Raw genomic sequence first — 1537 nt, 5'->3', positions numbered from 1 at the left:
AGGGACGGGTTGGTGGCAGTGTGGGCAGAACCCGAGCCAGGTGCCGAGTTGGTATTGCAGGTGCCGTAGGACGGCGTAGAGGCTCAGGGCTGCCCTGGTGCTTTTGGGTTGGTCAGGCGTAGCTGGGTGCAGAAGAGCTGGGCGGTGGTGGTGAGGGTGACGTGGCGGTGCCAGCCGATCCAGGAGCGGCCTTCGAAGTGGTCGAGGCCGAGACCGGTCTTGAGTTCGCGGTAGTCGTGTTCGATGCGCCAGCGGCTTTTCGCGAGGCGGACCAGTTCGCTGAGGCTGGTGTTGGTGGGCAGGTCGGACAGCCAGTAGTCGGTGGGTTCGTCCTGGTCGGGTGGCCATTGCACGAGTAGCCAGCAGTCGGGCAGGACACCGTCACCGAGGTGGGGTAGGCCTTCTCGGACGGCTCGGCCGGCGGGTCGGATCCGCAGGGCGAAGAAGTGCCCGGACAGGGTGCCGGCTGGCCGGTCGCCGCTGTCGGTTGCGGGTAGCCGTTCGCGCCAGTGCACGAGCGTGGTGTGGTCCACGCCGGCCTGCAGGGCGAGGTCTTTGATGCTGTGGGCCGGCCGGGGATATCGCGGCGTGGGATACGGGCCGACTCCGGCGTAAGCGGCTTCGACCGGTGCGGCGTCGCCGGGTTGGGCGGTGGTGGTCGAGGTGGTGGCCACGATATAAGGGATGCCTCGGTCGGTGAGGCCTTGTCGGAACTCGGCGACCTGGCCGTAACCGGCGTCGGCGGTCAGCAACGGCGGATACAGGTTCCAGCCGGCGAGTTCGTCGATCATCTCCAGGGCCATCATCCATTTCGGCCGGTAACGCTCATCGTCGGGGAGCTTCGACGCGGCCCGCCGGTGTTGGATCTGCGCGATCTGTTCCTCGCGCGGCACCTCTTTGCGGACGTGGGGTTTCTTCTTCCCGGCCTGGTCAAGGGTGACCGGCTGCCGACGCAGACGTTTGGCATGCTCGTTGGCAACCTTGCCGGCCTCGTCAGGCACGCAGGTCTCGTCCCAGGACTCCGGAACGAACAACCGCCAGTCCAGCACCGCCGACGCGGCATCGGTTGCCGCGTGGACGCTGACCGCGATCTGGCAGTTGCCGACCTTGCCCAACGTGCCGGAGTACTGCCGGGCGACACACGCTGACGCCGGGCCGTCCTTGGGAAACCCGGTGTCATCGACGACCCACACCGTCGGGGCGATCAGGTCGACCGCGGTCTGCGCGACCCGCCTCCGTACCCCGACCACGTCCCACGTCGACGAGGTCAGGAACTGCTGCAACTGCTGATGATCGACACCGAGCCGGGCCGCCATCGGCTGCATCGACTTGCGCTGCCCGTCGAGCATCAACCCGCGCAGATACCGCACCCCGGTCTCACGCTGATCCACCCGCCGCAGCCCTGCGAACATCCCCGCCGCGAACTCCTGCAACTGTTCCCGAACCCGCGCCAGCCCATCCTCATCCACGCCTGGCAGCCAAGCACCATCCCCGAATGGCTACAAGCGACACACCGCAACCACCTAACAAAGTCCTA

General features: G+C 67.1%; 1 protein-coding gene. It reads right to left on the bottom strand.

Translation table 11 applies throughout. The features are described from left to right. Positions 1-83: 83 nt before the first annotated feature. Positions 84-1469, bottom strand: coding sequence for an IS701 family transposase (locus Ahu01nite_RS50000; protein WP_203843836.1), 1386 nt, complete (start codon positions 1467-1469; stop codon positions 84-86). Between the last annotated feature and the right edge of the window lie 68 nt (positions 1470-1537).

Source organism: Winogradskya humida (genome assembly GCF_016862215.1).
In the GTDB taxonomy this organism is placed as follows: Bacteria; Actinomycetota; Actinomycetes; order Mycobacteriales; family Micromonosporaceae; genus Actinoplanes; species Actinoplanes humidus.
Note: the sequence above shows the minus strand (reverse complement) of the source record. Positions and strands in the feature narration are given on the sequence as shown.